Below are 22,163 nucleotides of genomic sequence, written 5' to 3' on the forward strand. Positions count from 1 at the left end.
AGGGAAAGGCCGAGCGGTCCGGATGGCCTTCGAGCGGGCCAGCATCCGCATTCGCGTCGAGGATATCGGGTTGCTCCGCGACGTCTCTGCTGCCGTCCGCAAGACGGTCAAGTATGGCCAGATCGCCGCCTCGATCGCGGAGGTCGGCCTGATAGAGCCTCCCGTGGTCGCCCGCGATGCCAAAGATCCGGAGAGGTATCACCTGCTTGACGGGTATCTGCGGATCGACATTTTGAAGGCTCGAGGCGAGCTGGAGGTGGTGTGCCTCGTTGCCCTCGACGACGAGGGCTTCACCTACAACAAGCGAATCAGTCGGCTGGCTACCATTCAGGAGCACGCCATGATCCTGAACGCCGTCAAGAAAGGGTTATCGGAGGAGCGGCTCGCTCGGGCACTAAACGTCAACATCGACAGCATCCGCCACAAACGCACGCTAACGCAGGGGATCTGCGCGGAGGCGATCGACCTTTTGAAGGACAAGCACGTCCCCATCGCGACGTTCGCCGAGTTGAAACGGCTCAAGCCGCTGCGCCAGATCCAGGCTGCGTCGGACATGAACGCGATGAACAAGTACTCGATCTCCTATGCGAAATCGATCGTGGCGGCGACGCCGGAGGAGCTTCTCGCGGAACCGCGACGGAAGCCTTCGCGAGGTCTAACCGAGGACCAGTTGGCGCTGATGGAACGGGAGTCTGCTACGCTCGACCGGGAATTCCGGATCATCGAGAAGGACTATGGTAGCGATCATCTCGTTCTGACGCTGGCCGTGGGCTACGTCCGCAGCTTGCTCGGTAACGCGCGTGCGATCCGGTATCTGGCCCAATATCATCCGATGATCTTGGCCGAATTCCAGAAGATTACAGAGTTTCAGGCAGCAGCCTAGATTGCCGACGAGGTTGTGTAACGCGAGGTCTGGAAATTCGATCGGGTCGTAATCGGTAAGCTGGTGCCGGGGCATGCCCCGGCACCGGCTGCCCATCTTCTACATTCCATGGAGTTGCGAAACACCCGTGGAGAGAGCGAATGGACAGCAGGCATGATAAGGCGATCGAGGCGGTTCTGGAACAGCTGATCGAACACGGCCCCGAGGGCATCGCGACCGTGTTCGCACGCACCTTCGAGATGGCGATGCGGATCGAGCGCGAGCGCTTCCTCGGTGCAGGGCACTACGAACGCACGACCGACCGACGGGGCTATGCCAACGGCTACAAGTCGAAGCGGATCGATACCCCGGCGGGCACAGTAGAGGTGGCAGTTCCCAAGACCGCCGGCCACGGCGCTGAGCCCTTCTTTCCTCAATCGCTGGAGCGCGGCTGCCGCTCGGTGCGCGCAGTCATGCTGGCGGTGGCCGAGATGTACGTGAAGGGCGTCTCTACCCGTCAGGCCGAGGCGGTGCTGCGCGAGTTCGGGATCGAAGGTCTTTCCTCCTCGCAGGTCAGTCGCGCCGCGGCCCTGCTCGACGACGAACTGGAAGCGTGGCGCACTCGTCCGCTCGGCGAGATCCGCTACCTGATCCTTGACGCCCGGTACGAGAAGACGCGCGCAGGCGGCGTCGTTCGCGACGCAGCCGTCCTCTCGGCGATCGGCATCGGCCCAGACGAGCGGCGCCGGGTGCTCGGCGTCAGCGTCGCGCTGTCGGAAGCCGAGGTCCACTGGCGTGCCTTCCTCGACGGCTTGGTCGCGCGCGGCATGCGCGGCGTTGAATTCATTGTCTCCGACGATCACGCCGGCCTGCGCGCCGCTCGCCGAGCCGTACTCGGCGCCGCCACCTGGCAGCGATGCCAGTTTCACCTGGCCGCCAACGCCATCCATCACGCACCCAATACCGCCATCCGCGGGCGCATCGGAACCGAGCTGCGCGGCGTCTGGAACGCCAACTCGCTTCCAAAGGCCCAGGCCGCGCTCGACGAGCTCGTCGCCAACTACCGCGACACCGCGCCCGCCTTGGCCACATGGCTGGAAAACAGCGTTCCCGAGGGGCTCGCCGTCTTCAACCTGCCAGAGCATCACCGTCGGCGCCTGCGCACATCCAACCCCATCGAGCGCGCTGTGCAGCAGGAACTCAAACGCCGGACCGTCAAGGTCCGCGTCTTCCCCAACGACCAGGCACTCCTACGCCTCGTCTCTGCCGTTCTCGTCGAGATCGACGAAACATGGGCCTCCGACAATAAGGGCTACATCAAGTGGGAATGCCGAGATGCGTGATCACGCACCCGTCAATTTCCAGACGTCAGGTTGCGCAATCGCCGACGACCTCCGGAATGGCCCATAATCAACGTCTTATTGCACCCGCTGGGAACGACGGGTGGCCTATAGGATCAGTACAGACCGAGCCATGACCTAATTTGACGCAAAGCAAATTGAGGTCTCATTACCAACCTTCACTACTTATGAGACTGTCGTCCAACGCCGACCGCCGCCAATGAGATGTCGCAGCGAAGCTTGAAAATTCTCCCATCCGCGAAATTATCTGGAGTTATCATGTTGTGTAATACCCACCGTCCGTAACTGACGGACCGATTGTCCATATAACCGTTTGCTCGAGATAATATGAGCTCGGCCTGCGGATCGGCGCGGCCGGCGGGCGGGGCGCCTTCGTGCGGATACCGGCCGCGGACGGTGGCGGCATGGTGGCGGTGCGGGCCTGTTTTCCCCACACCATCCCCGCCGCCGTCCGCCAGAAATCGCGCTGGATCACCGGCATCGCGCTCGCCGGCTGGGATCGGCTCGGCTGGCAGGGTGGTATCGCCGAACGCTGGATGCGGCTGCGTGATCGCCGCACGATCCTGGCCGCAATGGTGTTGATCGCCGCCTATATCGCCCTGCCGGCATGGGGGCTGGCATGGATCGGCGCTCAGTGCCTCGACCGATCGACCGACTCCCCCGCCCCCCTGCCCCTGATACTCGCCAATGTGATGCTTCTGGCGTGGCGGATCGCGATGCGGATGAGCATCACGCGGGCTTCGCACGGCTGGGCCATGGCGCTGCTGGCACCGGTCCACATGATCATCGGCAACATCGTGGCGATGATGGCCGCCCTCCGCGCCCTGGGACTCTATACGAACCTCGTCCATCACGGGCGGCTGCGCTGGGACAAGACGGCGCACCTGCCGCCGATCGCCGACGGCGCGCGCTGATGGGCGCGTCGCTGGCCCATGCCGCGCCCGTCCGCTTCCTGATCGGCATCACCCTGGTCTGGACGATGGCGCGCGGCATGGCGTTGGTCGGCTGGTCCACCACCGTGCCGAAGATGCCCTCGCGGCATGACGCCATCGCCCGCCACCGGTCGCTCTCCTTCCTCGTCCGGACGCCTCCGCCGCCCGTCCTGACTGTCGGGCGTCGCGCCGGCCTCGTGGTGGAGCCCGGCTCCGCCGCGAGAGACCCCACGATGCGCGACGCCGTGCTGGCGAACCCCTCCACCGGGCTGGAAGACGATCTCGATCCACATCTGCTGCGACTCACCGCCGCCACGAGCGGGGTGGATCGCCCCTATCGACCCGACAGCGGCTTGCCGGACGCCGCAGCGATCGTCGGCGCGAACGGGTCGTCCCATCGCTGGTCGGGATCGGCCTGGTCCTTCCTGCGCGGCGGCGGCCGGGCTTCGACCTCGTCGCTGGGCGGGCAGATCGGCGGCGGACAGGCCGGCGCCCGCATTCTCTACCACCTCGATCGCGCCGGCCGCATCGCCGTGGCCGGGCGAATCTCGGCGGCGATCGGCGGGGCGCGCCAGACCGAAGCGGCGGTCGGGCTCGACTGGAAGCCGATCGCCCTGCTCCCTGTCCATCTGATGGCCGAGCGCCGCGTCGCCATCGACCATGGCGGGCGCAACGCCTGGACGCTGGGCGCGGCAGGTGGCGTCTATGACGTCCGCATCGCGCCCGGCTGGCGGCTCGACGCCTATGCCGAAGCCGGCGTCGTCGGCGCCCGGCGACAGGATCTCTATGCCGATGGCGCCGCCCGGATCGCCCGCTCCATCGCGCTGGGCGGCAACATGTCGCTGGCGATCGGCGGCGGCGCCTGGGGCGCGGCCCAGCCCGGCGCGACGCGGATCGACATCGGCCCTTCCGCCACGCTGCGCCTGCCCGTCGCGCATCATGCCGTCGCGGTCGCGCTCGACTGGCGCGAGCGGGTCGCCGGCCGCGCCCGGCCGGGATCGGGGCTGGCCCTCACCGTCGCCACCGACTTCTAGCACCCCGCTCCTAGCCCTCCGCCCGGCAATGGTTTAGCCCTGTCGCCATGCACATCTACCTGCCCATCGCCGGCCTTTCGGTGAACATGCTGGTGATCGTGCTGCTAGGCGGGGGCGTCGGGTTGCTATCCGGCATGTTCGGGGTCGGCGGCGGATTCCTCACCACGCCCCTGCTGATCTTCTACGGCATCCCGCCGACCGTCGCGGTCGCCTCCTCGGCGACCCAGATCACCGGCGCCAGCGTATCCGGCGTGCTCGCCCAGATGCGGCGCAAGGGCGTCGATTTCCGCATGGGTGCGGTGATGGTCGCCGGCGGCGTCATCGGATCGGGGCTGGGCGCGCTGCTGTTCCGATTGCTCGAAAAACTCGGCCAGATCGATACCGTGATCGCGATCACCTATGTCGTCATGCTGGGATCGATCGGCGGCCTGATGGCGCACGAATCGATCTCGACCATCCTCGCCCAGCGCCGGGGTGAAAAACCGCACCGGGCGCAGCGCCGGCACCATCCGCTGATCGCCGCGCTGCCGTTCCGCTGGCGCTTCTATCGCTCGGGCCTGTACATCTCGCCGCTGGCGCCGTTCCTGCTCGGCATGTTGACCGGCGTCATGACGGTGAGCCTGGGCGTCGGTGGCGGCTTCATCATGGTGCCGGCGATGATCTACCTGCTCGGCATGGCCGCGCAGGTGGTGGTCGGCACGTCGCTGTTCCAGATCCTGTTCGTCACCGCCGCGACCACCATGATCCACGCCACCACCACCAAGGCGGTCGACATCGTGCTGGCGCTGCTGCTGCTGATCGGATCGGCGATCGGCGCGCAGATCGGCAGCCGGTTCGCGATGAGGATCAAGCCCGAATACCTGCGCCTGATGCTGGCGCTGCTCGTGCTCGCGGTGGCGGTGCGCATGGCGGTCGGCCTCACCTGGCGCCCCGGCGAACTCTACAGCGTGGAATTGGGATGACGCGCGCCGCGATCGCATTGGCGTCGCTGGCCTGCATCGGCGCTTCGAAGCCGGTGCTGGTGCCCGATGTCTCGGACCGGCAAGTCCAGATCATCTACAGCTTCACCGGCGCCGACCTGCTGCTGTTCGGCGCGATCCTCTATCCACAGGGCCGCGCCCCCGATCATCCGGCCGATATCGCCGTGGTCCTGAAAGGGCCGACCCAATCAGTGGTGGTGCGCGAGAAGCAGAAGGTGGCGGGGATGTGGATCAATGCCGACAGCGAACGCTTCCGCTCCGCCCCCGCTTTCTACGCCATCGCCAGTTCGCGCCCGCTCGCCGCGCTGATCGATCAGCGCACCGCCGCAATCTACGAACTGGGGCTGGACAGTCTCCAGATGTCCCCGGCCTCCGGCTCCCCGCCCGATGAGCAGGCGCGCTTCGTGGACGGCCTGGTCGATCTCAAGCGCCGCGCCGGGCTCTACGTGCAGGATGCGCGCGGCGTGGCGATCAGCGACGGCGTGCTCTACCGCGCCCACATCGCCATCCCCGCGCGCGTGCCGGTCGGTCGCTACATCGCCGAGACCTTCCTGATCCAGGACGGCCGGGTGGTGGCCGGCGCGGTGCGCGAGGTGGACATCGGCAAATCCGGCTTCGAGCGATTCGTCACGCTCGCCGCCAATCGCTGGCCTGTCACCTACGGGCTGGCGGCGGTCGCGATATCGCTGCTGATCGGCTGGGGGGCGGGCCTGCTGTTCCGCAGGAACTGACGCCGTTCGAGCGATTTATTTACCGTTCGCGTCCTAACGTCGCCGGCTCAGGGGACGGGAGTATAAGCGTGGACGGACTGGCCTGGCGCGGATTTGCCGACGATGACGGCGTGGCGCCACAGGGGGAAGCCTCCCTCACCGCGCCGCCGGAGATCGGCCGCGTCGTCGAGGTCGGCGGCGGCACCGCGCGAATCACGCTCGACGGCCCCAGCATCCAGCGCCTGCATGGCGCCAGCGGCGCTGAGGGCATCGCGCTGGCCGGCGAGGTGGGCAGCCAGGTCAAGATGCGCTGCGGCGATTTCTGGCTGGTCGCCAACATCCGCTCGCTGCGGCTCGACAGCCATGACGGCGACATGATCGTCGCCGAGATCGATTTCCTGGGCGAAGGCCGCCCCTGCGCGACCACCGGACGGCTGCTCGATTTCCGACGCGGCGTCACCCGCTATCCAATGCCCGGCACGCGGGTCTGCCCGGCCGGCCATGCCGACATGATGCAGATCTTCGCCGCCGAGGATCGCCCGCATATCGAGATCGGCACGGTCTATCCGACCGCCGACGTGCGCGGTTCGCTCTACATCGATTCGCTGCTCGGCCGGCATTTCGCGCTGGTCGGCTCCACCGGCACCGGCAAATCGACCAGCCTCGCCCTCATCCTCCATCGCATCTGCGAAATGGCGCCACAGGGCCATATCGTGATGATCGATCCGCATGGCGAATATCCCGCCGCGTTCGAGGGCTATGGCGAGCTGTTCGACGTCGACAATCTGGCGCTGCCCTACTGGCTGCTGACCTTTGAAGAACATGCCGAGGTGATGATCAACTCGGCCGGTGCCGAGCGCCAGCGCGACATGGATCTGCTGGCGAAATGCCTGCTCGCCGCCCGCCAGAAAAGCCGGGCCGCGGAAGGCATCTCCAAGCTGACCTGCGACAGCCCGATCCCCTATCTGCTGTCCGATCTGCTCGCTTTCATCGTCACCGACATGGGCAAGCTCGATCGCGCCGGCGACACCAGCTCGCACATGCGGCTCAAGACCAAGATCGAGGAGCTGCGCACCGATCCGCGCTACAGCTTCATGTTCTCGGGGATGCTGGTCGCCGACACCATGGCGGCGACGATCGCCCGCCTGTTCCGCCTGCCGACTGGCGGCAAGCCGATCTCGATCGTCGACGTGTCCGGCGTGCCGTCCGAGATCACCTCGGTGGTGGTCGCTTTGCTGTCCCGCCTCGTCTTCGACTATGCGATCTGGTCGCGTCACGAAACGCCGCGCCCGATCCTGCTGATCTGCGAGGAGGCGCACCGCTACATCCCGTCCGATCGCGTGCCCGGCCAATCCGCCGTGCGCCGCGTGCTCGAGCGGATCGCCAAGGAAGGCCGCAAATATGGCGTGTCGCTGGGTCTGATCACGCAGCGCCCGTCCGATCTCGCCGAGGGCGTGCTCTCGCAATGCGGCACGATCATCGCGATGCGCCTCAACAACGAGCGCGATCAGGCCCATGTGAAGGCGGCGATGCCCGAGGGCGCGCGCGGCTTCATGGAAACCATCCCGGCGCTGCGCAACCGCGAATGCGTGGTCTGCGGCGAAGGCGCCTCGATCCCGATGCGGATCGCGTTCGACAATCTGGAAGAGAATAAGCGCCCGGCGTCCGGCGATCCCCTGTTCTCGGTGCTGTGGAAGAATCAGGGCGGCGAGGCCGAGATGATCAACCGCGTGATCGGCCGCTGGCGGCGACAGGGCCGATAAAGCGAGCGCCGAGCGGCCACGCGCCGCCGCCGTCGATTCCAAGCCGGATTCTGCGCCGGACGATTCTCCGAACGCGACGAAGCGAATCGGAAACGCGCCCGGCGACTCTTGCCTTCGCGCGCGCGAAACCCCACCTTCCTCAGTAGGATGGGTGGCGTGATCAACGATCGGCTTGTCGCGATGTTGGGCCCGACGAATACGGGCAAGACGCACTATGCGATCGAGCGGATGTGCGCCCACTCCTCCGGCCTGATGGGCTTCCCCCTGCGCCTGCTCGCCCGCGAGGTCTATGATCGGGTCGTCGCGATCAAGGGCAAGGATGCGGTCGCACTGCTCACCGGCGAGGAGAAGATCCTGCCGCCCAAGGCGCGCTATTTCCTCTGCACCGCCGAGAGTATGCCCATCGGCGAAGGCCGGCAGGCCGGAGGCCGTGCCGGCGGCGATCGCGATTTCGCCTTCGTCGCGCTCGATGAAGCGCAGCTCGCCGCCGACTCCGAACGTGGCCATGTCTTCACCGATCGGCTGCTGCGCGCGCGCGGCCGCGAGGAGACGCTGATCCTCGGCTCCGAGACGCTGCGCCCGATGCTGCGCGCGTTGACCCCGGATGCCGAGATCATCGGCCGACCGCGCTTCTCGACGCTCACTTACGCCGGCCCGCGCAAGCTCTCGCGCCTGCCCAAGCGCTCGGTGGTCGTCGCCTTCTCGGCCGAGGAGGTCTATGCCGTCGCCGAGATGCTGCGGCGCCTGCGCGGCGGCGCGGCGGTGGTGATGGGCGCGCTCAGCCCGCGCACCCGCAACGCCCAGGTGCAGATGTACCAGGCCGGCGAGGTCGATTATCTGGTCGCCACCGATGCCGTCGGCATGGGCCTCAACATGGATGTCGCCCATGTCGCCTTCGCGTCGCTGCGCAAGTTCGACGGCAAGCGCGCCCGCCGCCTGGCCATCCCCGAAATGGCGCAGATCGCCGGCCGCGCCGGCCGCCACCAGCGCGACGGCACCTTCGGCACGCTGGGATCGGAAGGATCGGGCGCCAGCTTCGATCCCGAGGAGGTGGCGGCGATCGAGGGCCATCATTTCAAGCCGCTCGACCATCTCTACTGGCGCTGCGGCACGCCGGATTTCGCCAGTGTCGACCGACTGATCGCCAGCCTGGAGGCGAAGCCCGATCACCGGGTGCTGCGCGCCGCGCCCGAGGCGATCGACCTCACCGTGCTCAAGCGCCTCGCTGGCGAGCCGGACGTCGCCCACCGCGCCCGCGGCCAGGCGATGACCGAGCGGCTGTGGGCGGCCTGCGGCCTGCCCGATTTCCGCAAGACCGGCGCCGAGCATCATGGCCGCCTGGTCGGCCGCATCTTCCAGCATCTGTCCGAAGGCGACCGGCGCATCCCGGCGCACTGGTTCGCCGACGAGATCCAGCGGCTCGACACCGTGCAGGGCGACGTCGAGACGATCGCCGGCCGGATCGCGGCGGCGCGGACCTGGGCCTATATCGCCCACCGGGCCGACTGGCTGGCCGAACCCGCCCACTGGGCCGAGCGGACCCGCCAGCTCGAGGAAAAGCTCTCCGATGCGCTGCACGAGCGGCTGACCCAGCGCTTCGTCGATCGCCGCACCTCGGTGCTGCTGCGCGATCTCGACAAGCGCGGCGCCGAACTGCTGCCGGTCACCATCGCCGACGATGGCCAGGTCAGCGTGTCGGACGAGCCGATCGGCCATCTCACCGGCTTCCGCTTCGTCGCCGACGCCAATGCCCGCCACGCCGACATGAAGCGGCTGATGGCCGCAGCCGAGCGCCGGCTCGGTGCCGAACTGGCCCGCCGCGCCAAGGCGCTCGCCGCCGATCCGGACGGCGCCTTCACGCTGGCCACCGACATCGGCCGCCCGGTCGCGATCTTCTGGCGCGGCGATGTCGTCGCGCGGCTGGGCAAGGGCCGGTCGCTCACCGAACCGCGGCTGACCCTGCACCGCACGCTCGATCCGCTCGTCACCGAGGATCGCGCCGGCGTGATCGAACGGCTGGAACACTGGCTGCAAGGGTCGATCGCCCGCCACCTGGCGCCGCTCGCCGCGATCTCGGCCGCCGCGCGCGACAAGGCGACCGCGCCGGTGCTGCGCGGGCTGCTCGCCCCGGTGGCGGAAGCGGGCGGCATCGTCTCGCGCGACGCGGTCGCCGCCGCCCTGCCCGTCCTCGATCGCGACCAGCGCCGCGCGGCCGCCCATCTCGGCCTCAAGATCGGCACGCTCGATCTGTTCGTCGGCGCGCTGCTCAAGCCCGAGCCGATGCGCTGGCGCCTCGCTTTGCTGGCGGCGCGCGCCGCAGCGACGATGCCGCCGCTGCCGACGCCCGGCACCGCGATGCTCGACGATCCCGATCCGTTGTTGCGCGCAGCTGCGATGCGGGCCGGGTTCCGCGATCTCGGCGACCAGATGCTGCGCGTCGATCTGGTCGAACGCCTCGCCCGGCAGGCGCATGATGCGCGCGAGGGCCAGCGGCCCTTCGTTCCCGATCCTTCGCTGTCCACCTCGCTGGGCCTCAAGCCTCCTGCCGTCGCACGGCTGATGCGGACGCTGGGATTTGCGCGGCGGGATAGCGCCGGGGGGCCGGTCGCCTGGCTGTGGCGCGGCCGCCGCCCCGATCGCGTCGATGCGCCCCGCCCCCGGCCGGGCAATGCATTCGGCGCGCTCGCCCGTCTTCTTCCACCCCAGGCTCAAGGTGCGCATGGCTGATACGACCCTCAGGATCGATCAATTCCTCTGCCTCGCCCGCTTCGCCAAGACGCGAAGTGTCGCGAAGGCCCTCGTCGGCGAGGGCCATATCCGCCTCGACGGGCGGACCATCCACAAATCCTCCGCCCAGGTGCGGGTCGGCTCGGTGCTGGGGCTGCCGGTCGGCGGGCTGGTCCGGGTGGTGCGGATCGAGGCCCTGCCCGACCGGCGGGGGCCGGCACCGGAAGCCCGCGCCTGCTATATCGATCTGGTCTGATAGACGTTCGCAAAGACGGGCGGTTGACGAACGGCAGGGGCCGCGCCTAGCAGGGCGCGTTTCATCCTGCCCTTCGAGAGTTTCCAGACAATGACCTACGTCGTCACCGATGCCTGCATCCGCTGCAAGTATATGGATTGCGTGGAAGTCTGTCCGGTCGACTGCTTCTACGAGGGCGACAACATGCTCGTCATCAATCCGAACGAGTGCATCGATTGCGGCGTGTGCGAGCCGGAATGCCCGGCCGAGGCGATCCTGCCCGACACCGAGAGCGGCCTGGAAAAGTGGCAGGAGCTGAACAACAGCTTCTCCGCCCAGTGGCCCAACATCACCCGCAAGCGCGACGCGCCGGCCGATGCCGACGCGTTCAAGGGTGTCGAGGGAAAATACGACAAGTATTTCTCGGCGGAACCCGGCCAGGGCGACTGATCCCCGCCGCTCGCCGCAAGAGCGGGCCGAATCCCTACCAATTATGAGAAAACTATGTTAGAAGCCGCTTCCGTGGGGGGCGACTTGTGATCGCGCGCGATCATGGGATTCGTCCCCGCATTCTTGAATGGTGGATCATCGGATCGCCTGCGGCGGCAGAACTTAGGGGTGGGGTGCTGCGGACCGCATGGGCCGAGAGATCGGAACTTTACCGGAAAGGTATCAAATGGCTGCGAAGGCGCTGAGCTTCGACGTCGGCGACTATGTCGTCTATCCCAAGCATGGCGTAGGCCGCGTGATCGAGTTGCAGAGCCAGGAGATTGCTGGCGCCAAGCTCGAATTGTACGTGCTGCGTTTCGAGAAGGAGCGGATGACCCTCCGCGTGCCGACCAACAAGGCCGAATCCGTCGGGATGCGCAAATTGTCCTCGTCGATCACGCTCAAGGAAGCGATGGAGACGCTCAAGGGCAAGCCGCGGGTCAAGCGGACCATGTGGTCGCGTCGCGCGCAGGAATATGAAGCCAAGATCAATTCCGGTGAAATCTGCTCGATCGCGGAAGTGGTGCGCGATCTGTTCCGTGCCGACGACCAGCCCGAGCAGAGCTATTCGGAGCGCCAGATCTTCGAGGCGGCGACCAGCCGCCTCGCCCGCGAACTGGCGGCGATGGAAGAGACCGACGAGCCCCGCGCACAGGAGAAGATCCTCGAGATTCTCCGCGAGGCTGCCGTGGTCCATGCCAAATAAGGCGCACGCTGAGTAAGGCGTTTGCCGAACGGATAAGAAAAGGCGGCTTCGGCCGCCTTTTTTTTCGTTGCCTTTCGCCGGATCGCGATCGGCCCTGCTCGCCGCCGGTCTTGCCAATCCTCGATCGCCCGGACAGATTGATCCCTGGGGGTTTGGGGGCTTGCCGTCATGACGAATCTGTTGCGCTTCGCATCCTTGTGCGCGTTGCTGTTCACGCCGATCGCCGTGGAAGCCGCGCCCCCCGGAAGCCGCCAGGCGGTCTACGACACCGCCCAGGCTGCGTTCGACCGGGATGACTGGAACGGCGCGATCGCCGGCTTCACCTCGCTATTGCCCAAGGAGCATGGCCGGCCGCTCCAGACATCGGAGGCGGTGATCGCCACCCGGCTCGCCAATGCGCTGTTCCAGGTCGGTCGTTATGGCGAGGCCCGCGCCACGGCGGCCCGTGCGCTGGCGGCCTTGCCCGATTTCCAGGCTGCCAGCCGGATCGAAGCCTTGCGGACATCGGCGTCCGCCGCCCGTTATGCGTTCGATTATGCCGATGCCGCAGCTGGGTATCGCCGCGCTTATGCGGCCGCCGAGAAAGCCGGCGACACGGGAAGCATGATCGACACCACGGCCGGCTTCGCCATCGCCGCGATGACGATCGATCCGGTCGCCGTCGGCCATGATCTCGATGCCCTGCTCAACGACAAGACGATGCTGGCGAGCATCGGCAAGGCCGACCTGCCGACGATCGAGGATCTGCGCGCCCGCGCCGCGATCAACGCCGGCGACAGCGAGACCGCCCTCAAATGGATCGACCGTGCGATCGACCATAGCGGCGGCCTCACCACCCAGATCAACACATCCCAGGCCACCATCCGCAACGATGCGGCCATCGTCTCCAGCCTCCGCAAGGATGACGAGAGCGCGCGCAAATATCTCACCTACACCGGCGCCGGGCACCTGAAGGACATGCGGTGGATCGGCCGGTACGACGGCGAATTGCCGGTGTGCAGCACATTCACCGATGTCCGCCCGAGCGACAATGTCGTGGTGCAGTTCACGATCGCCGACGACGGCCATGTCGCGACCGCATTGCCGGTCTATGCCAGTCGCACCGGCACGCTCGGCGAGACCTTCGCGCGCGCCGTCGGCAGCTGGCGCTGGAACCCCGACCTGCTGAAAGGCGTGAACGGCTTCTGGCGAGCGACGCTGGTGCTGCAATTGCGCTGCCAGTCCCGCCCCCGGCCGGACGGGCTCGACAAGCCGATCTGGGCCGCCTTCACGCGATGGCTGCAGGCCCATGACGTCGATGCCGGCGCCGACGATTCCGACTCCTTCGTCGCCACCAACGATCCCCGCCTCCAGCAGGACGATATCGCGGCGCTCCCGGCCCTGTTCGGGCGCTTCGGACAGAACCACACGTCCGATCCCGACATCGCCGCCAGACTGCAGCGCGTGCTGGCGGCCAATGCCGCGCCCGCGAGCGGCTATGCGCTGATGATCTCCATCGATGCGGATAATCGGGCGTGGGCGGCGGAGGGCGTGCGGCTGGCGGCGCGTGCCCGTGCCAGCGCGCTGGCGGCGGCCGTGCCAGCCTTCCGCGCTCGTTACCCCGATGACATCGCGACGGCATGGCTCGACCTGCAATGGGCGCTGGCATTGGAGGACAGCGGCGACTTCAAGGGCGCGCAACCGCTTCTCGAGAGCGTGCAGGCAACGTCCTTGTCCCAGCTCCCGGAGGATGCCCCGATCAGACGGGTCGCCATGCTCCATGCCGCCCTGTCCGCCGGCAAGCTGGGCGATGCCGCAGCAGCACAGACCCACCTCGCGGCATCGGGGCTGAACGCAGACCAATGCTCGCTGTTCGATACCCACCCGATCCCGTCGAGCGTGGCGATCAGCAGTTCGCAATTCCCCAACGAGGCGCTGCGCTGGAGGTTCGAAGGCTATGTTCGGGAGGCGTTCGACATCGCCGACGACGGTCGCGTCACCAACGTCCGCACGATCGTCTCCTATCCGCCTTTCGTCTTCGGGCCGAGCACCGAGCAGGCGGTACGGGGTTTCCGCTACGTACCCCCCACGATCGGCGGCCAAAGCGTCGGCTGCTCCGGCGAGACGCAATCGGTCAACTACCGGATTCCGGGATGATCGGCCGTCCGACCATGAGCCGGGACCGGACCTCCCCGCTTTTTCCTTGCGCCGTCACCCCCTTGCCGTATTAGCAGGGCAATACAGCTGAAGGATCCTGTGATGCGCCCATTGCCGATTCTGCTCATCGCGACTCTGTCGGTCATGCCGATGAGCGCCGCGACGGCGGCCACGGGGGCGACGCGCGATTTCTCCGCTCAGGGGTTCGACACGGTCGAGCTGAACTCCGCCGCCCAGGTGACGATCACCGCCGGCCCGCGCTTCTCCGTCCATGCCGATGGCGATCCCCGCCTGCTCCAGCGGCTCACTGCGGAGGTGCATGGCAATCGGCTCCTGATCGGCTGGATGAGCGGATCGGTGGAGGTCGCCAATCGGCATATCCATGTCACGATCACGATGCCGCGCGTGGCCGGCGCCGCCATCTCGGGTGCCGGATCGATCGCGATCGACAGGGTGGACGCGCCGGCCTTCTCCGCCGATGTCGGCGGCGCCGGGACGATCCGCATCGCCAGCCTTCGCGCCCAGCGGACCACGCTCACCATGGGTGGAACCGGCGAGATCGTCGTCGCCGGCCGCACCGCGCGACTGCAATCCTCAATGTCGGGGGTCGGCACCGTCGACGCCGCCAATCTCGCCGCCGATGCCGGGCAGCTGAACATGTCGGGGACCGGCCGCATCCGGGCACGGGTGGACGGCCCGGCGGATGTGAACCTGTCCGGCATGGGCAATATCGTCGTGACCGGCAATCCCCAGTGCTCGATTCACAAGAGCGGGCTCGGTAATGTCCGCTGCGGCTGATTCGTCGGGCCGCGGCACCGCCGCTGCCCCTGCAAGGAGACCATGATGTCGCGCCTTCCCACCCTGATGCTGGCCGTGCTGGTGCCGCTCGTCGCCTGCTCCTCTCCGGCATGGGCGGCGACGCGCAGCTACAATGTCACGAGTTTCGGCAAGATGCGGATCGCCGGGCCGTTCGAGGTCCATGTCCGTGTCGGGGGATCGCCCTCCGCCCGCGCCACCGGGCCTCAGGATGCGCTCGATCGGCTCTCGATCGAACAGAATGACGATACGCTGGTGGTCAAGCCGCTGCCCGGCGGCTGGGGCGGCTGGCCGAGCGGATCGCGCGGCAATGTCGTGATCGAGATCGGCGCACCGCAACTCAACGCCGTCGCGATCGCCGGATCGGGCGACGTCACGGTCGACAAGGTGCGCGGCGACAGGCTCGATCTGATGCTGTCGGGCTCGGGATCGCTCGCCGTCGGCGCGGTCGATGTCGGCGCCCTGTCCGCGGTCATGACCGGATCGGGCGACCTCAGCGTCGCCGGCAAGGCCCGTGCCGCCAAGGCGACGCTCACCGGATCGGGTGACCTCAAGGCGGCGGGGCTGGCCGCCGACGATGCCCAGGCCAGTCTGGTCGGTTCCGGCAATCTCACCATCGGCGCGCGCCACACCGCCAAGGTCAATCTCGCCGGATCGGGCGATCTCACCGTCGCCGGGCCGGCTGCCTGCACGATCAGCCGCTCGGGATCGGGCGACGTCCATTGCGATCATCTCGCGAAAGACTGACGCCTCAGATCAGAGCCAGTGCCGCCAGCTCGGCGGCCATCGCACCGGGGAGCGAGGCCATGCCTTCGGCCTCGTCGCCGCCCAGATCGGGCGGCGCATCGAGGCCGGCGAGATACCGCCAGCCCTGATGGGCGCGCTTGGGATGGGCGCGAACCGGGCGCAGTTCGGCCGACAGGAGAATACGGCAGCGCTTGCCGTCGGGATCGTCGGCGAAACCGAGAATCTCCTGCCGCGCGACCAGCCGGTGCTTGATGATCCAGTAGACCGAGCCGCCGATCAGTTCGCTTTCGCGCTTCGGCCGGAAGCGGGTGACCAGGTAGGTTTCGCCAGCCTCCGCCCGCGCATCCATGCGTTCGCGCAGCGTGTCGATCTCGGCGCAGCCGACCGCGACCTTGGTGATATGAAGCGTCATCTGCCGCCCGATATGGGAAGGCCCGCGACGGGCGACAATATCACTGCACGTTGAAGAGCGTGGCGAGCCCCAGCAGGGCGAAGAAGCCCATGCAATCGGTCATCGTCGTCACGAACACGGTGGAGGTCACCGCCGGATCGACCTTGAGTTTCTCCAGCCCGAGCGGGATCAGCACGCCGGCCAATCCGGCGTTGATGCTGTTGATGATCATTGCCGCAAGCAGGATCATCGAAAGGCCGATATCGTGATAGTAAAGCTGGCAGCCGATCGTCATCAGCGCGCCAAGCCCGACGCCATTGGCCAGAGCGATCCACCATTCGCGGCCAATCATGCGCCAGGTGTTGGACGAGGTGAGCTGGTTGGTCGCGAGCGCCCGCACCGTCACCGCCATCGTCTGTGTCGCGGCGTTGCCACCCATGCCGGACACGATCGTCATCAACGCCGACAGCGCCACGAGCTTCTCGATCGCGCCGGAGAAGACGCCGATCACCGAAGCCGCGAGCATCGCGGTGGCGAGATTGATCAGCAGCCAGATCATCCGCGACCGGATGGTGCGCGGCAGCGGCTCGTTGATGTCGCCATCACCGGCGCCCGACATGGCGAGGATATCCTCGCCGGCTTCCTGCTGGATGATGTGGACGATATCGTCGACCGTGACCATGCCGACCAGCCGGCCGGCCGAATCGATCACGGCGGCCGAAATCAGCGCGTATTTCTGGAAGCGGAGGGCGACCTCCTCCTGGTCCATGTCGACCGGGATCAGGGTCTGCTCGCGCTGCATGACGTCGGCGATGGCAACGTCGCGCGGCGTGCGCAGCACCCAGCTGAGCTTGCAGGTGCCGATCGGGTGGTGCGCGTGATCGACGACGTAGATTTCCCAGAAATCGGTGGTCAGATCCTCGTTGCGGCGCAGATAGTCGAGAACGCCGCCCACGGTCCAATGCTCGGGCACCGCGATCAAGTCGCGCTGCATCAGGCGGCCGGCGGATTCCTCGGGATAGCTCAGCGCCTCCTCGATCGCGGCGCGATCGTCGGGATCGAGCGCGCGGAGCACCTCTCGCTGGTCCTCGAGGTCCATGTCCTCGATGATCGCAACGGCGTCGTCGGTATCGAGCTCGGTGGCGAGCGCCGCGACCTGCCGCGCGTCGAGCGCGCGGAGCACCTCGTCGCGCACCCAGTCGTTCATCTCGGCGAGCACGTCGCCGTCGAGCAGTTCCGCCAGCGCACTGGCCAGCGGCGCACGCGCATCGGCAGGCGCCAGCTCGAACAGATCGGCGACATCGGCGGGGTGGAGCGGACGGACCAGCGCGCGCGCCTCGTCGGCATCACCCGCCTCGACATGATCGACGACGGTATCGACGAAGTCGCGGGTCAGCCGGTTCTCATTGTCATGGCTGGGCTCGGCGATCTCGGCGTCAGCGGTGGACGCCCCGTGAATCTCCGGAGCCTCGAGGTCGGTGTCGCTCATCGGCCGCCTCCTTGTCGCGCAGAACCACCCTTGCGCCCTTAGACGGGGAAGTTCGGCCTGTCAGCCCTTTCATCCGGGCATCCCGATACTAGATGGGGCTGCATGTCGCATCCCATCGCCCGTCCATGCTCGACCCCGCCGCGCGACAGGGCCGTTGCACTGGGTCGCTTGCGATATGGACTGGCGAGCGCAGTCGCCTCCGCCTAGAGGCTCCCCATCCACCGACCATTTCATAGTAGGAGAGACATGATGGCCGATGCCGAGAACACCCTGACCCTCACCCTCGATGCCGGCGACGGCAAGGGCGGCGATGTCGTCATCAAGCTGCGCCCCGATCTGGCACCCGGCCATGTCGAGCGGATCAAGGAGCTCGCGAGCGAAGGTTTCTACGATGGCGTCGTGTTCCATCGCGTGATCCCCGGCTTCATGGCGCAGGGCGGCGATCCGACCGGCACCGGCATGGGCGGCTCCAAGAAGCCCGACATCAAGGCCGAGTTCAGCCGCGAGCCGCATGTCCGTGGCGTCTGCTCGATGGCGCGCTCGTCCAACCCGAACTCGGCCAACAGCCAGTTCTTCATCTGCTTCGACGATGCCCGCTTCCTCGACAACCAGTATACCGTGTGGGGCGAAGTGATCGAAGGCATGGAGCATGTCGACGCGCTGCCCAAGGGCGAGCCGCCGCGCAGCCCCGGCAAGATCGTCACCGCCAAGCTTGGTGCCGACGCCTGATCCGGCGATAGCCCGAAACCCGATCCGTCCTGGCTACGCCCGGATGGATCGGGACTTCAGCCTTGCACGCTGCCGACCAGCCAGTCGTGGAACAGCCTGACCGGCCGGCGCGACAGCGCGGCGCGGCGGCAGACGAACCAATATTGCGATTCGGCCTCCGCCTCTTCGGCGAACAGCTTGACCAGCCGCGGGTCGCTCGCGCCTTCCAGATGAAAATCGAGCATGAAGGCGACGCCCAGCCCCTCGGCCGCCGATTCGAGGATCAGCTGGCCCGAATCGAACATGTCGATCGCCGCCGGCTCCAGTTGCGGCATGCCGATCGCCTGACGCCACAGCATGAAATTATCCTGCATGTCGCGATGAAGCAGGATCGTGGTGCGCGCCAGATCGGCCGGCACCTTGAAGGCATTCGGCCCTTCCTGCGTCGCGCGGTTGCCGATCGCGACGATGCGGTTACGCCCGAGCCGGCGCCCGTACAGCGGCGGCTCGATCTCGCGGGCCAGCACGATCGCCGCATCCAGCCCATCGCCAAGCCGCGCCAGCGCGTGGGCGCCGGTATCGATATCGATGTGGAGATGCGGATAATGCGCGCGCAGATCGGGCAGGCGGTGGATCAGCTGGCGCGAGGCGTAGAGCGGCAGCACGCCGAGCTTCAGGCGCATGATCTCGGCCTCGCCGGTCACCTGCTCGATCGCCTCGCCCAGCGCGTCGAGCGCCGGCGCGATCCGTGACAGCAGCATCTCGCCATCGCCGTTGAGCAGCATCGCCTGGTGTCGGCGGGCGAACAGGGGGCGGCCGATGAAGCGCTCCATTGCCTGCACCCGGCGGCTGAGCGCGGGAGAGGACAATGCCAGTTCCTCGGCAGCGGCTTTCACCGAGCCCAGGCGCGCGACCTGCACAAAAGCCTCAACGGCGGTCAGCGGTGGCAATCGTCGCATCGGCGGCCTCGCTCCGGATGTTCCACCGGTGCTTGTTGTGCATTGCAAATAAGCCAGAAATTTTATCCGTGCAACGGCATGCCCGGTTTCTCTGGTTCGTTCAGCGCTGCTGATTGCATAAATTGCAACGCAAGTCCCGTGGTTTCGCACTTGCACAAAAACCCGGATCGCCGCACAAAGATCGGGCCTTTCAGGCATCCTCTCCTAAAACTTCAGGCCGTCCTTCGGGGCGGCCTTTTTTTATTGATGCCCCTGCCTCTCGCAGCCGGCCGGTGCGTTGCCTATCTCTCCCCCGCCTCCAAACGATGACGGAGCAGGAATGATGGCCGACGCCGACACTCTCGATCAGACCCGCAGCGCGCGGCTGCAAGTCGCCAATGCGCGCCCCGATGACAGCGGGCACGGGCTGGCGCGCCTGCCGCGCCGTGCGATGCAGATGCTCGGCGTGGTCGACGGCGATGTCGTGGAGATCGTCGGCAAGCGCACGACTCCGGCTCGCGCCGTGCAGCCCTATCCGGAGGATGAAGGCCTCGATATCCTGCGCCTCGATGGCCTCCAGCGGGCCAATGCCGGGGTCGGATCGGGGGACTTCATCGAGGTTCGCAAGGCCGACAGCAAGCCCGCCCAGCGGGTCGTGTTCGCACCTGCACAAGAAAATCTCCGTCTCCAAGGGTCGGGCGCGGCGTTGAAGCGCAGCTTCCAGATGAAGCCGCTGACCGCCGGCGATGTCGTCGCCACCACCGGCCAGCAGCGAGTGACGCAGGACGACCTGCCGCCCCAGCTGCGCCAGATGCTCAACCGGCCGGCCTATTCGCTCCAGGAAATCCGCCTCGTCGTGGTTTCGACCACGCCCAAGGGCATCGTCCATATCGACCAGACCACCGAGGTGGAGCTGCGCGCCGAATATGAGGAGCCCAAGGAGGCGCGGCGCGCCGACGTGACCTATGACGATCTTGGCGGTCTCGGCGACACGATCGACCAGATCCGCGAGATGGTCGAGCTGCCGCTGCGCTACCCCGAACTGTTCGAGCGGCTCGGCGTCGAGCCGCCCAAGGGCGTGCTGCTCCACGGCCCGCCCGGCACCGGCAAGACCCGGCTCGCCCGCGCCGTCGCCAATGAGAGCGATGCCGAGTTCTTCCATATCGCCGGCCCCGAGATCATGGGATCGGCCTATGGCGAGAGCGAGAAGCGCCTGCGCGACGTGTTCGAGGCGGCCACCAAGGCGGCACCGTCGATCGTCTTCATCGACGAGATCGATTCGATCGCGCCCAAGCGGGGCCAGGTGACCGGCGAGGCCGAGAAGCGTCTCGTCGCGCAGTTGCTCACGCTGATGGACGGGCTGGAGAAACGCACCAACCTGGTCGTCATCGCCGCCACCAATCGCCCCGAGGCGATCGACGAGGCACTGCGCCGGCCCGGCCGCTTCGATCGCGAGATCGTGATCGGCGTGCCCGACGAGCGCGGCCGCCGCGAGATCCTCGGCATCCACACGCGCGGCATGCCGCTTGGCGACACGGTCGACCTCAAGGAGTTGGCCCGCACCACCTACGGATTCGTCGGCGCCGATCTCGCCGCGCTGTGCCGCGAGGCGGCGATCGAGGCGGTGCGGCGGATCATGCCCAAGCTCGACCTCGAGGAACGCACGATCCCGCCCGAGGTGCTGGACGAGCTGTCGGTGACCCGCGAGGATTTTCTCGGCGCCCTGAAACGCGTGCAGCCCTCGGCGATGCGCGAGGTGATGGTGCAGGCGCCCAATGTGGGCTGGGACGATATTGGCGGCCTTGATGCCGCACGCGAGAAGCTGCGTGAGGGCGTCGAACTGCCGCTGAAGCATCCCGATGCCTTCCGCCGCATGGGGATCCGCGCCGCCAAGGGCTTCCTGCTCTATGGGCCGCCCGGCACCGGCAAGACCCTGCTCGCCAAGGCGGTCGCGCGCGAGGCGCAGGCCAATTTCATCGCCACCAAGTCGAGCGACCTGCTCAGCAAATGGTATGGCGAGAGCGAGCAGCAGATCAGCCGGCTGTTCGCCCGCGCCCGCCAGGTCGCGCCGACGGTGATCTTCATCGACGAGCTCGATTCGCTGGTGCCGGCGCGGGGCGGCGGGCTGGGGGAGCCGGCGGTGACGGAGCGGGTGGTCAACACCATCCTCGCCGAGATGGACGGGCTGGAGGAATTGCAGTCGGTCGTCGTTATCGGCGCGACCAACCGGCCCAACCTGATCGACCCGGCATTGCTCCGGCCGGGCCGCTTCGACGAACTGGTCTATGTCTCCGTGCCCGACGAGGGCGGCCGGCGGCGCATCCTCGGCATCCACGTCGGCAAGATGCCGCTGGCCGACGATGTCGATCTCGACGTGCTGGCGCGCCGCACCGATCGCTTCACCGGCGCGGACCTGGAGGATCTGGTACGCCGCGCTGGGCTGATGGCGCTGCGCGATTCGCTCGACGCGCAGACCGTGACGATGGCCCACTTCACCCATGCGCTCGAAGAGACCCGCGCCTCGGTCACCCCCGAGATGGAGCGCGAATATGAGCAGATGGCGTCTCGCCTGAAACAGGATGCGATGGCGATCGAGCCGATCGGCTTCGTTTCCCCCGGCATGTTCAAGCCGGCCGACAAGAGCGCCTAGTCCCGCTCGCGTCCGGCGGTCGGCCGCGCCCATTCATAGGCGCGGTCGACGGTCGTGACGATCACGCGATACCAGTCGTACCAGACCGCGCGGCCATGGTCGCGGATGCGGGCATGATCGGGATCGTCGCGCCAGGCGAGCGCCGACGCCCCGTCCCGCCACCAGCTGATCGTGATGCCGACGCCCTTGTCGTCCCGCGTCGAGTCGATGCCGAGATAACCATCGCGCGATGCCGCCGCCCGCTCCATCGCGGCGGCGGCTTCGCCATAGCCTTCGGGGTCGGCCGCGGTACGGCCGGACAGGAAGATCACCGCGATCGCGCCGGGCGGAGGAATCAGCATCGGCCGGCGGGATAGACCGAGGCCACCCCACGACGAAGCGGAAAAAGACGAGTCGCCACGCCTTGCCGGACACGGCCCTGAAATCGCATAGTCGCGCCACGATCACGATGGACGCTTGCCTTCGCGGCCCGGGCTTGCCAACGCTGAC

The 22,163-nt window shown here is 67.3% G+C and carries 20 protein-coding genes; 16 read left to right on the plus strand and 4 right to left on the minus strand.

What is annotated here, in order from left to right; genetic code table 11:
- The first annotated feature begins 22 nt into the window (after window positions 1–22).
- The 14 genes from PBT88_RS20685 to PBT88_RS20750 all read left to right on the plus strand — a co-directional run bounded on the left by PBT88_RS20685 (window position 23) and on the right by PBT88_RS20750 (window position 15,498).
- Window positions 23–883, plus strand: a complete 861-nt coding sequence (locus tag PBT88_RS20685; RefSeq protein WP_270077160.1) for a plasmid partitioning protein RepB C-terminal domain-containing protein — start codon at window positions 23–25, stop codon at window positions 881–883.
- A gap of 140 nt (window positions 884–1,023) precedes the next feature.
- Window positions 1,024–2,205 carry an IS256 family transposase gene (locus PBT88_RS20690; protein WP_270077161.1) on the plus strand — a complete coding sequence of 394 codons (1,182 nt, stop codon included), beginning with the start codon at window positions 1,024–1,026 and terminating at the stop codon, window positions 2,203–2,205.
- 392 nt (window positions 2,206–2,597) lie between these two features.
- Complete coding sequence (locus PBT88_RS20695; protein WP_270077162.1) at window positions 2,598–3,137, plus strand: glycosyltransferase family protein; 540 nt, start codon at window positions 2,598–2,600, stop codon at window positions 3,135–3,137.
- Window positions 3,137–4,189 (plus strand): hypothetical protein, encoded by a 1,053-nt coding sequence (locus PBT88_RS20700; protein ID WP_270077163.1) that lies wholly within the window; start codon window positions 3,137–3,139, stop codon window positions 4,187–4,189. The genes PBT88_RS20695 and PBT88_RS20700 overlap by 1 nt, the downstream gene beginning before the upstream one ends.
- Window positions 4,190–4,236: 47 nt before the next feature.
- Window positions 4,237–5,151, plus strand: a complete 915-nt coding sequence (locus tag PBT88_RS20705; RefSeq protein ID WP_270077164.1) for a sulfite exporter TauE/SafE family protein — start codon at window positions 4,237–4,239, stop codon at window positions 5,149–5,151.
- Window positions 5,148–5,900, plus strand: a complete 753-nt coding sequence (locus tag PBT88_RS20710; protein ID WP_270077165.1) for a TIGR02186 family protein — start codon at window positions 5,148–5,150, stop codon at window positions 5,898–5,900. The genes PBT88_RS20705 and PBT88_RS20710 overlap by 4 nt, the downstream gene beginning before the upstream one ends.
- Before the next feature lie 68 nt (window positions 5,901–5,968).
- The gene (locus PBT88_RS20715) at window positions 5,969–7,642 is read left to right on the plus strand and encodes an ATP-binding protein (protein ID WP_270077166.1); all 1,674 of its coding nucleotides are present in this window, start codon (window positions 5,969–5,971) and stop codon (window positions 7,640–7,642) included.
- A gap of 147 nt (window positions 7,643–7,789) precedes the next feature.
- Window positions 7,790–10,369 carry a helicase-related protein gene (locus PBT88_RS20720; RefSeq protein WP_270077167.1) on the plus strand — a complete coding sequence of 860 codons (2,580 nt, stop codon included), beginning with the start codon at window positions 7,790–7,792 and terminating at the stop codon, window positions 10,367–10,369.
- Window positions 10,362–10,625, plus strand: coding sequence for an RNA-binding S4 domain-containing protein (locus PBT88_RS20725; RefSeq protein WP_270077168.1), 264 nt, complete (start codon window positions 10,362–10,364; stop codon window positions 10,623–10,625). Before PBT88_RS20720 ends, PBT88_RS20725 begins: the two co-directional genes overlap by 8 nt.
- A gap of 90 nt (window positions 10,626–10,715) precedes the next feature.
- Window positions 10,716–11,054 (plus strand): ferredoxin FdxA, encoded by a 339-nt coding sequence (gene fdxA, locus PBT88_RS20730; protein WP_270077169.1) that lies wholly within the window; start codon window positions 10,716–10,718, stop codon window positions 11,052–11,054.
- A 226-nt stretch (window positions 11,055–11,280) separates the two neighbouring features.
- Complete coding sequence (locus tag PBT88_RS20735; RefSeq protein ID WP_270077170.1) at window positions 11,281–11,799, plus strand: CarD family transcriptional regulator; 519 nt, start codon at window positions 11,281–11,283, stop codon at window positions 11,797–11,799.
- Window positions 11,800–11,967: 168 nt separating this feature from the next.
- Window positions 11,968–13,935, plus strand: a complete 1,968-nt coding sequence (locus tag PBT88_RS20740) for an energy transducer TonB (protein ID WP_270077171.1) — start codon at window positions 11,968–11,970, stop codon at window positions 13,933–13,935.
- A 102-nt stretch (window positions 13,936–14,037) separates the two neighbouring features.
- The gene (locus PBT88_RS20745; RefSeq protein ID WP_270077172.1) at window positions 14,038–14,733 is read left to right on the plus strand and encodes a head GIN domain-containing protein; all 696 of its coding nucleotides are present in this window, start codon (window positions 14,038–14,040) and stop codon (window positions 14,731–14,733) included.
- 45 nt (window positions 14,734–14,778) lie between these two features.
- Window positions 14,779–15,498, plus strand: coding sequence for a head GIN domain-containing protein (locus PBT88_RS20750; RefSeq protein ID WP_270077173.1), 720 nt, complete (start codon window positions 14,779–14,781; stop codon window positions 15,496–15,498).
- A 4-nt stretch (window positions 15,499–15,502) separates the two neighbouring features.
- Here the strand turns inward: PBT88_RS20750 and PBT88_RS20755 are convergent, their stop codons facing one another.
- Window positions 15,503–15,910 carry a DUF1489 domain-containing protein gene (locus PBT88_RS20755; RefSeq protein ID WP_270077174.1) on the minus strand — a complete coding sequence of 136 codons (408 nt, stop codon included), beginning with the start codon at window positions 15,908–15,910 and terminating at the stop codon, window positions 15,503–15,505.
- A gap of 40 nt (window positions 15,911–15,950) precedes the next feature.
- Window positions 15,951–17,378 (minus strand): magnesium transporter, encoded by a 1,428-nt coding sequence (gene mgtE, locus PBT88_RS20760; protein ID WP_270077175.1) that lies wholly within the window; start codon window positions 17,376–17,378, stop codon window positions 15,951–15,953.
- A gap of 249 nt (window positions 17,379–17,627) precedes the next feature.
- On the opposite strand from mgtE, the gene PBT88_RS20765 reads away from it, so the two are divergent.
- Window positions 17,628–18,107: a peptidylprolyl isomerase gene (locus tag PBT88_RS20765; RefSeq protein ID WP_270077176.1), complete on the plus strand. Its 480-nt coding sequence runs from the start codon at window positions 17,628–17,630 to the stop codon at window positions 18,105–18,107.
- A gap of 56 nt (window positions 18,108–18,163) precedes the next feature.
- Here PBT88_RS20765 and PBT88_RS20770 read toward each other — a convergent pair whose 3' ends face one another.
- Window positions 18,164–19,045, minus strand: coding sequence for a LysR substrate-binding domain-containing protein (locus PBT88_RS20770; protein WP_270077177.1), 882 nt, complete (start codon window positions 19,043–19,045; stop codon window positions 18,164–18,166).
- Between the two features lie 322 nt (window positions 19,046–19,367).
- Here PBT88_RS20770 and PBT88_RS20775 point away from each other — a divergent pair, with 322 nt between their 5' ends.
- The gene (locus tag PBT88_RS20775) at window positions 19,368–21,674 is read left to right on the plus strand and encodes a CDC48 family AAA ATPase (RefSeq protein ID WP_270077178.1); all 2,307 of its coding nucleotides are present in this window, start codon (window positions 19,368–19,370) and stop codon (window positions 21,672–21,674) included.
- On the opposite strand, the gene PBT88_RS20780 is transcribed toward PBT88_RS20775, so the two are convergent.
- Window positions 21,671–22,015: an antibiotic biosynthesis monooxygenase family protein gene (locus tag PBT88_RS20780; RefSeq protein WP_270077179.1), complete on the minus strand. Its 345-nt coding sequence runs from the start codon at window positions 22,013–22,015 to the stop codon at window positions 21,671–21,673. The two genes, PBT88_RS20775 and PBT88_RS20780, sit on opposite strands and share 4 nt — an antisense overlap.
- Window positions 22,016–22,163: the final 148 nt, after the last annotated feature.

It is taken from the genome of Sphingomonas abietis, from assembly GCF_027625475.1.
GTDB classification, from domain to species: domain Bacteria; phylum Pseudomonadota; class Alphaproteobacteria; order Sphingomonadales; family Sphingomonadaceae; genus Solisphingomonas; species Solisphingomonas abietis.

Coding starts and splice junctions, on each gene's coding strand:
- PBT88_RS20700 (WP_270077163.1), top strand. CDS start 3,137: ATGGGCGCGTCGCTGGCCCATGCCGCGCCCGTCCGCTTCCTGATCGGC.
- PBT88_RS20685 (WP_270077160.1), top strand. CDS start 23: ATGGCCTTCGAGCGGGCCAGCATCCGCATTCGCGTCGAGGATATCGGG.
- PBT88_RS20745 (WP_270077172.1), top strand. CDS start 14,038: ATGCGCCCATTGCCGATTCTGCTCATCGCGACTCTGTCGGTCATGCCG.
- PBT88_RS20705 (WP_270077164.1), top strand. CDS start 4,237: ATGCACATCTACCTGCCCATCGCCGGCCTTTCGGTGAACATGCTGGTG.
- PBT88_RS20770 (WP_270077177.1), bottom strand. CDS start 19,045: ATGCGACGATTGCCACCGCTGACCGCCGTTGAGGCTTTTGTGCAGGTC.
- PBT88_RS20740 (WP_270077171.1), top strand. CDS start 11,968: ATGACGAATCTGTTGCGCTTCGCATCCTTGTGCGCGTTGCTGTTCACG.
- PBT88_RS20720 (WP_270077167.1), top strand. CDS start 7,790: ATGGGTGGCGTGATCAACGATCGGCTTGTCGCGATGTTGGGCCCGACG.
- PBT88_RS20755 (WP_270077174.1), bottom strand. CDS start 15,910: ATGACGCTTCATATCACCAAGGTCGCGGTCGGCTGCGCCGAGATCGAC.
- PBT88_RS20690 (WP_270077161.1), top strand. CDS start 1,024: ATGGACAGCAGGCATGATAAGGCGATCGAGGCGGTTCTGGAACAGCTG.
- PBT88_RS20765 (WP_270077176.1), top strand. CDS start 17,628: ATGGCCGATGCCGAGAACACCCTGACCCTCACCCTCGATGCCGGCGAC.
- PBT88_RS20725 (WP_270077168.1), top strand. CDS start 10,362: ATGGCTGATACGACCCTCAGGATCGATCAATTCCTCTGCCTCGCCCGC.
- PBT88_RS20735 (WP_270077170.1), top strand. CDS start 11,281: ATGGCTGCGAAGGCGCTGAGCTTCGACGTCGGCGACTATGTCGTCTAT.
- PBT88_RS20780 (WP_270077179.1), bottom strand. CDS start 22,015: ATGCTGATTCCTCCGCCCGGCGCGATCGCGGTGATCTTCCTGTCCGGC.
- fdxA (WP_270077169.1), top strand. CDS start 10,716: ATGACCTACGTCGTCACCGATGCCTGCATCCGCTGCAAGTATATGGAT.
- PBT88_RS20775 (WP_270077178.1), top strand. CDS start 19,368: ATGGCCGACGCCGACACTCTCGATCAGACCCGCAGCGCGCGGCTGCAA.
- mgtE (WP_270077175.1), bottom strand. CDS start 17,378: ATGAGCGACACCGACCTCGAGGCTCCGGAGATTCACGGGGCGTCCACC.
- PBT88_RS20750 (WP_270077173.1), top strand. CDS start 14,779: ATGTCGCGCCTTCCCACCCTGATGCTGGCCGTGCTGGTGCCGCTCGTC.
- PBT88_RS20710 (WP_270077165.1), top strand. CDS start 5,148: ATGACGCGCGCCGCGATCGCATTGGCGTCGCTGGCCTGCATCGGCGCT.